The 7,896-nt window shown below is 55.7% G+C and carries 8 protein-coding genes; 6 read left to right on the forward strand and 2 right to left on the reverse strand.

All coding sequences use genetic code 11. The features are described 5' to 3' along the window. Positions 1–53: 53 nt before the first annotated feature. Together bcp and APU11_RS04775 are read right to left on the reverse strand one after the other, a co-directional pair. The gene (gene bcp / locus APU11_RS04770) at positions 54–524 is read right to left on the reverse strand and encodes a thioredoxin-dependent thiol peroxidase (protein WP_013098229.1); all 471 of its coding nucleotides are present in this window, start codon (positions 522–524) and stop codon (positions 54–56) included. Further along, positions 524–1,093 carry a glycine cleavage system transcriptional repressor gene (locus APU11_RS04775; protein WP_013098228.1) on the reverse strand — a complete coding sequence of 190 codons (570 nt, stop codon included), beginning with the start codon at positions 1,091–1,093 and terminating at the stop codon, positions 524–526. Before APU11_RS04775 ends, bcp begins: the two co-directional genes overlap by 1 nt. Before the next feature lie 145 nt (positions 1,094–1,238). Here APU11_RS04775 and dapA point away from each other — a divergent pair, with 145 nt between their 5' ends. The 6 genes from dapA (at position 1,239) to ypfH (ending at position 7,722) form a co-directional block, all read left to right on the forward strand. Then, complete coding sequence (gene dapA, locus APU11_RS04780; protein WP_013098227.1) at positions 1,239–2,117, forward strand: 4-hydroxy-tetrahydrodipicolinate synthase; 879 nt, start codon at positions 1,239–1,241, stop codon at positions 2,115–2,117. 16 nt (positions 2,118–2,133) lie between these two features. Further along, positions 2,134–3,168, forward strand: coding sequence for an outer membrane protein assembly factor BamC (gene bamC, locus APU11_RS04785; protein ID WP_013098226.1), 1,035 nt, complete (start codon positions 2,134–2,136; stop codon positions 3,166–3,168). 109 nt (positions 3,169–3,277) lie between these two features. After that, positions 3,278–3,991, forward strand: coding sequence for a phosphoribosylaminoimidazolesuccinocarboxamide synthase (purC, locus tag APU11_RS04790; RefSeq protein ID WP_058651785.1), 714 nt, complete (start codon positions 3,278–3,280; stop codon positions 3,989–3,991). Between the two features lie 119 nt (positions 3,992–4,110). Next, positions 4,111–4,980, forward strand: a complete 870-nt coding sequence (locus APU11_RS04795) for a neutral zinc metallopeptidase (RefSeq protein WP_029882266.1) — start codon at positions 4,111–4,113, stop codon at positions 4,978–4,980. Then, the gene (locus tag APU11_RS04800; RefSeq protein WP_058651784.1) at positions 4,980–6,953 is read left to right on the forward strand and encodes a GNAT family N-acetyltransferase; all 1,974 of its coding nucleotides are present in this window, start codon (positions 4,980–4,982) and stop codon (positions 6,951–6,953) included. Before APU11_RS04795 ends, APU11_RS04800 begins: the two co-directional genes overlap by 1 nt. Before the next feature lie 73 nt (positions 6,954–7,026). Continuing rightward, complete coding sequence (gene ypfH / locus APU11_RS04805; protein ID WP_013098223.1) at positions 7,027–7,722, forward strand: esterase; 696 nt, start codon at positions 7,027–7,029, stop codon at positions 7,720–7,722. Positions 7,723–7,896 lie beyond the last annotated feature (174 nt).

Genomic DNA, 7,896 nt, shown 5'->3' on the forward strand with positions numbered 1-7,896 from the left:
TTGCATTTATCTTGTAGGTCGGGTAAGGCGAAGCCGCCACCCGACACTCACTTTCAGGCACTTTGTTTCAGCCAGTTCAGCACCACGTCGTGGTGGTTGCTGGTTTTGAAGTCGTCAAAGACATGTTCCACTTTACCGTCAGCGTCAATCAGGAAGCTGATGCGGTGAATGCCGTCATAGGTTTTGCCCATAAACGTCTTCTCGCCCCAGACGCCGAACTGCTCACAGACCTGATGATCTTCGTCGGAAAGCAGCGTGAAGTTCAGCAGCTCTTTTTCAGCAAATCGTGACAGCTTTTCTGGCTTATCGGTGCTGATGCCCAGCACTTCCACGCCGGCTTTTTTCAACTCGTCCATGTTGTCGCGTAAGCCGCAGGCCTGCACGGTGCAGCCCGGGGTCATGGCTTTCGGGTAGAAATAGACCAGAACACGCTGTCCCTGGAAGTCGGTCAAATTTACTTGCTCACCATCCTGATCCGGTAAGCTAAATTTCGGTGCGATGTCACCGGCTTTCAGTGGGTTCATTACTCAACTCCATCCTGTTCATGCTGCGAATAATTTACGACGCTTATACTGCCTTGCGCGTGTAATTCTGTACAGAGGGCTTTGAACGCTTGCTCGATATTTGACGCATCCTGTGATGCAGGGCTGTGGGCGGTGATTTGAATAAAGAGGGTAGGAACGGCACTCTCATCAGCCGGTTGTGTGCGGGAAACCAGCTCGGCAATGTTCATCTGATGGCTGTCAAACAGCGCGGTAAAACGCTCGATCAGATGAGGGGAATCAGGAACTTCAACCTGTACCCAGACGGTGGCAGGCATGGCCGGACGCGGACGCGCATTGGTGCGTTTCATCACGATCAGCAAATCCAGCTCTGCGCCTTTCAGCGGCAGGGTAGATTCGATAAGCGTGATGGCGTTCCATGTCCCGGACAGCAGCATAATAAACGTGAACTCTTCGCCCAGCATCGCCAGACGGCTGTCCTCGATATTACAGCCGCAGCTGCTCACGTGGCGGGTAATGGTGTTCACGATACCCGGCCTGTCAGCACCCAGCGCAGTGATAACCAGGTAATGTTGTGATGAGGTTGTCAAACCTGTTCTTCCTTTGCTTGGTTAAGTCTTCCTAAGGAAAGCATAAAAAAAACATGCATACAACCGCCTGAGGGCCTCAGGTCGCTTGCTTTTATTACAGTTCCAAACGTACCATTGAGGCTCTTGTTCGCACAGAGGATGGCTCATGTTCACGGGAAGTATTGTCGCGCTTGTAACACCGATGGATGAAAAAGGTAATGTCTGCCGGTCAAGCATGAAGAAGCTGATTGATTACCATGTCGCCAATGGAACCTCGGCGATCGTTTCGGTAGGGACTACCGGTGAATCTGCAACGCTGAGCCACGAAGAGCACGGCGATGTGGTGATGTTGACCCTCGAACTGGCTGACGGACGTATTCCGGTCATCGCGGGAACGGGCGCGAATGCAACCGCAGAAGCGATTAGCCTGACCCAACGTTTTAACGACAGCGGCGTTGTTGGCTGTCTGACGGTCACCCCTTACTACAACCGTCCTACTCAGGAAGGTTTGTTCCAGCATTTCAAAGCCATCGCTGAACATACTGACTTGCCACAAATTCTGTATAATGTGCCGTCCCGTACTGGCTGCGATATGCTGCCGGAAACCGTTGGTCGTCTCTCGAAAGTAAAAAATATTATCGGGATTAAAGAGGCGACAGGGAACTTAAGCCGCGTTCATCAGATCAAAGAGCTGGTTTCAGACGACTTTATCCTGTTGAGCGGTGACGATGCGACCGCGCTGGACTTCATGCAGCTCGGTGGTCATGGCGTGATCTCCGTAACGTCGAACGTTGCGGCCCGCGATATGGCGGAAATGTGCAAGCTGGCGGCGGCAGGTCACTTTGATGAAGCCCGTCTCATTAATAAACGTCTGATGCCGTTGCACAATAAATTATTTGTCGAACCCAATCCGATCCCGGTGAAATGGGCATGTAAGGAGTTGGGACTTGTAGCAACCGATACGCTGCGTCTGCCAATGACACCGATTACCGACCACGGTCGTGAAATCGTCACTGCAGCGCTGAAGCATGCCGGTTTGCTGTAAAGTTTAGGGAGATTTGATGGCTTATTCAGTACAGAAGTCGCGCCTGGCGAAGGTTGCGAGTGTTTCGCTTGTTATGCTGCTCGCTGCCTGTAGTTCAGACTCGCGCTACAAGCGCCAGGTGAGCGGTGATGAATCCTATCTGGATGCGACCCCGCTTGCTGAACTTCATGCACCGGCTGGCATGATCCTGCCGATTCAGAACGGCGATTATAATATCCCCGTGACCAACGGCAGCGGCCCGGTGGGCAAAGCGCTTGATATTCGTCCGCCAGCACAGCCTCTGGCGCTGGTGAGCGGGGCGCGCACCCAGTTTACCGGTGATACCGCGTCTCTGATGGTGGAAAGCGCACGTGGCAGCACGCTGTGGCCACAGGTGGTGAGCGTCATTCAGTCGAAGAACTACACGATTGACAAGCGCGATGACGCCAGCCAGACGTTAACCACCGACTGGATCGAGTGGAACCGTCTGGATGAAGACCAGCAGTACCGTGGTCGTTATCAAGTCTCCGTTAAACCGCAGGGCTATCAGCAGGCGGTTACCGTTAAGCTGTTGAACCTGGAGCAGGCGGGCAAACCGGTGGCGGATGCTGCCTCTATGCAGCGTTACAGCACTGAAATGCTGAACGTGATTGCGGCGGGTCTGGATAAGAACGCCACAGACGCGGCTAACGCCTCACAGAACCGCAACGGCATGACGTTTGATGTCCAGAGCGGCGCGGATGATACCGGCCTGCCAATGCTGGTTGTTCGTGCGCCATTCAACCAGACCTGGCAGCGCCTGCCAGCGACGCTGGAGAAAGTGGGCATGAAGGTGACCGACAGCACGCGTTCAACCGGTAGCATAACCGCAACGTATAAGCCGCTGTCCGACAGCGCATGGCAGGAGCTGGGCGCACGCGATCCACAGCTCGCTTCCGGCGACTACAAGATTCAGGTAGGCGACCTTGATAACCGCAGTAGCCTGCAGTTTATCGATCCGAAAGGTCACACGCTGACCCAGTCGCAGAACGATGCGCTGGTCGCGGTCTTCCAGGCTGCATTCAGCAAATAAATACGAGGGCTGGTGAATCCAGCCCTTTTTATTTTCGTGCTACGCAAACGTGTGCGTGGCATAATATGCCCAGTTTTGAACACAAATCATCACACCAGGAGTAATCAAGATGCAGAAGCAAGCTGAGTTGTATCGTGGCAAAGCGAAGACCGTATACAGCACGGAAAACCCGGATCTGTTGGTGCTCGAGTTCCGCAATGATACGTCAGCAGGGGATGGCGCACGCATTGAGCAGTTCGATCGTAAAGGCATGGTGAACAACAAGTTCAACCACTTCATTATGACCAAACTGGCCGAAGCGGGTATCCCGACTCAGATGGAAGCGTTGCTGTCCAATACGGAATGTCTGGTGAAAAAACTGGATATGGTTCCGGTTGAATGCGTCATTCGTAACCGTGCCGCGGGCTCCCTGGTGAAGCGTCTGGGCATTGAGGAAGGCATCGAGCTGAATCCACCGCTGTTCGATCTGTTCCTGAAAAACGACGCCATGCACGATCCGATGGTCAATGACTCCTACTGCGAAACCTTCGGCTGGGTGAACAAAGAGAACCTGGCGCGCATGAAAGAGCTGACCTACAAAGCCAACGACGTGCTGAAAAAACTGTTTGATGATGCTGGCCTGATCCTCGTCGACTTCAAGCTGGAGTTCGGTCTGTTCAAAGGCGAAGTGGTACTTGGCGACGAGTTCTCACCGGACGGCAGCCGTCTGTGGGACAAAGAAACGCTGGATAAAATGGATAAAGACCGTTTCCGTCAGAGCCTGGGTGGCCTGATTGAAGCGTACGAAGCAGTGGCTCACCGTTTAGGCGTTAAGCTCGACTAACTCCCTCATCGCCAAAGGATGTTCATATCCTTTGGCGTCTTACCTTTGTTTCCTATGGTAATCTTGCCGTTAACCGCCTACGATCATAGCTATTATTAATGGAATAGTTCGAGGTAGTTATGCGCTGGCAAGGGCGTCGTGAAAGTGACAATGTAGAAGACAGACGTGGTGATAGCGGTGGCGGCCCTTCCATGGGTGGCCCCGGTTTCCGTTTACCCAGTGGAAAAGGCGGAATCATTCTGCTGATTGTGGTGCTGGTTGCGGGTTACTACGGGGTCGATCTCACCGGGTTAATGACCGGTCAGCCGCTGCAGCAACAGCAGCAATCTCAGCGCTCCATCAACCCAAATGAAGATGAAGCGGCCAAATTTACCTCCGTTATTCTCGCGACCACTGAAGACACATGGAGCCAGCAGTTTGAGAAAATGGGGCGCAGCTACCAGCAGCCGAAGCTGGTGATGTACCGTGGTGCGACCCGCACCGGCTGCGGCACCGGACAGTCGGTGATGGGGCCGTTCTACTGTCCGGCAGACAGCACCGTCTATATCGATCTCTCTTTTTATGATGACATGAAACGCAAACTCGGTGCCGACGGTGATTTTGCTCAGGGCTACGTGATTGCGCATGAAGTGGGGCATCACGTGCAAAAATTGCTGGGCATTGAGCCTAAGGTTCGTCAGCTTCAGCAAAACGCCTCGCAGGCGGAGGTCAATCGCCTTTCCGTGCGTATGGAGCTGCAGGCGGACTGCTTCGCGGGCGTCTGGGGTAACAGCATGCAGAAGCAGGGCGTGCTGGAATCTGGCGACCTGGAAGAGGCGTTAAATGCCGCAGAAGCCATTGGTGACGACCGTCTCCAGCAGCAGAGCCAGGGCCGGGTTGTGCCGGACAGCTTCACTCACGGGACGTCAGAACAACGTTACACCTGGTTTAAACGCGGTTTTGACAGCGGTGACCCGGCGCAGTGCAATACCTTCGGTAAAGCCATGTAATGGTGGCGTTTGACCAACTGATTAGCCAGCTTGATCGCACCGGCCAGCGTCGGCTGGTGGTGCTCAGCGGTGATGCGCAGTGGTCCCTGGCGCAGGCCGGGGCGCTGCGTGATACGCTTTCCGGGGATTGGGTGTGGCTGGATGAAAACCCTTCCCGGGAGATAAGCGGGCTGCTGGGGCGCGAGTTCCGGCATGCTGTTTTTGATGCCCGCGTCGGGTTTGATGTCTCAGCCTTTGCCGCCCTGAGCGGAACGCTGCGTGCCGGGAGCCTGCTGGTGCTGTTGGCCCCCCCGCTTGCGGTGTGGGCAGACACGCCCGACAGTGATTCCCTGCGCTGGAGCGACAGCGCGGAACCCATTCCCACGCCGAATTTCATTCGCCACTTTTGTCAGACGATTACCCGCGACCCCGATGCAATCGTCTGGCAGCAAAACCAGCCGTTAAGCCTTCATCCGTTTCCTGATGCCCCTGACTGGCAACCCGCTAACGGTGCACCCCAGCGCGAGCAGGCGGAGATCCTGCACGCACTTCGTGCAATGCCGAAAGGCGTTGCGGCTGTTACCGCCCCGCGCGGGCGGGGAAAATCGGCGCTTGCCGGCATGCTGCTGAACAGCATTGAGGGCAGAGCAGTTGTCACCGCACCGGCAAAGGGAGCAACGGAGGTCATCGCACGGTTTGCGGGTGAACATTTTCACTTTATGGCACCGGATGCGCTGCTGGCCTCCTCACACCATGCCGACTGGCTGATTGTCGATGAGGCGGCGGCCATACCCGGCCCTGTGCTGGAGAAGCTGGTTGCGCGCTTTCCACGGGTACTGTTAACCACGACGGTACAAGGGTATGAAGGAACCGGAAGAGGGTTTTTGCTTAAATTCTGCGCGCAGTTCAGCGCCCTGCAGCGTTATACCTTATCCACCCCCATTCGCTGGGCTGCGGGATGTCCGCTTGAGCGGGTAGTCGCCAGCGCACTGCTGTTTGACGACACGCTCATCGACCAGCAGCCGAAAGGAGAGGTGCAACTGACCTCTCTGGCCCCCGACGCATGGGAGCACACGCCTGCACTCGCCGCGAGTGTCTACGAGCTGCTTTGTGCGGCCCATTACCGTACCTCGCCGCTGGATCTGCGCCGTATGATGGACGCCCCCGGTCAGCACGTTGCCGTCGCGCAAACGGACCCGGTCATTGCGGGCGCGCTGTGGCTGGTAGACGAAGGCGGGTTAAGCCCGGTGCTAAGTCGCGCAGTATGGGCGGGTTTTCGTCGACCTCGCGGCAACCTTGTCGCGCAGTCTCTGGCCGCGCATGGCGGCACGCCTCTGGCAGCAACGCTGAAAGGTCGACGGATCACGCGCATCGCTGTTCACCCTCACCGGCAACGGGAAGGGATCGGCCGGGCGCTCATCCGCGAGGCCTGCGGGGAGGATTATCTCTCGGTGAGCTTTGGCTTTACCGACGCGCTGTGGCATTTCTGGCAGCAGTGCGGCTTTGTGCTGGTACGGATAGGCAGCCACCGCGAAGCCAGCAGCGGCTGCTATACCGCAATGGCATTATTGCCGCAAAGTGAGGCGGGGCATCGACTGTGTGAACAGGCCCGGCTGCGCCTGCATCGCGATGCGCGTGTCTTATCATTGTGGAATGGCGAAAAGATCCCGGTGGCAGATGAGTGGGAAGCTACCCTTAATAGTGACGACTGGCTGGAGCTGGCAGGCTTTGCCTTTGCACACCGGCCCTTTGCTACGTCCGTTGCCGCATTGACGCGTTTGCTGCTCGCCGTGGATCTGCCGCTTCCGGCCCTGCGTGGTAAAATTGAGGCACGAAGAGAGGACGCTGCGCTCAGTGATGAACTGTCGCTCACCGGGCGAAAAGCGGTGCTGGCAAGATTACGCGCTGAAACGGCGCAGGCCCTTGAATGTCTTGATAAAGCGCGCAGTCAGCAGCTCAAAAGCGACATTTTGCAATGGCAATTTTTTCAATGACTTCTTCAGTAAAGTGGCATGGTCATTCCCCCCGCAAGGCGTAGAATCCAGGTCATCAATTAAGGAGACCGCCATGAAACACGATCATTTTGTTGTTCAAAGCCCCGACAAACCGGCTAAACAGTTACTGCTGCTGTTTCATGGCGTTGGCGATAACGCCGTCAATATGGGAGAGATTGGTCGCTGGTTTGCACCTGTTTTTCCTGAGGCGCTGATTGTCAGCATCGGCGGCGTGGAGCCGTGTGGCCCTGACGGACGGCAGTGGTTCTCCGTTCAGGGCGTGACGGAAGAGAACCGTCAGGCGCGTATTGATGCCATTATGCCGGTCTTTATCGAAACCGTGCGTTACTGGCAGCAGCAGAGCGGCGTCGGTGCCGACGCGACCGCGCTGATTGGCTTTTCACAGGGGTCAATTATGTCGCTGGAGAGCGTGAAAGCAGAGCCGGGTCTGGCTTCGCGCGTGATTGCCTTTAACGGCCGTTTCGCGACGCTACCGACGAGCGCGACCACGCAGACGACGATCCACCTGATCCACGGTGGCGAAGACCGGGTGATTGAGCTTTCGCATGCCGTAGCTGCCCAGGAAGCCCTGATCCGGGAAGGCGGGGATGTGACGCTGGATATCGTTGACGATCTGGGTCATGCGATTGACGATCGCAGCATGCAGTTTGCGCTCGACCATCTGCGTTATACCGTACCGAAGCACTACTTTGATGAAGCGCTCAGCGGCGGTAAGCCGGACGATGATGATATTGTTGAGTTTATGTGATTATTTCCCCTCACCCTAACCTCTCCCCTTAGGTGAGAGGGAACAAGGCCTGTCTTCTATACACAAACGCGAGCACACGAGACAAAGAGGAACACTAATACACATCTGCAGTCTCAAAAAACAAAATCCAATCTCTAATACACGATTAGAAACAAAAATAACAAAAAACAGATA

The organism is Enterobacter sp. 50793107 (genome assembly GCF_001463365.1).
Taxonomy (GTDB): Bacteria; Pseudomonadota; Gammaproteobacteria; order Enterobacterales; family Enterobacteriaceae; genus Enterobacter; species Enterobacter cloacae.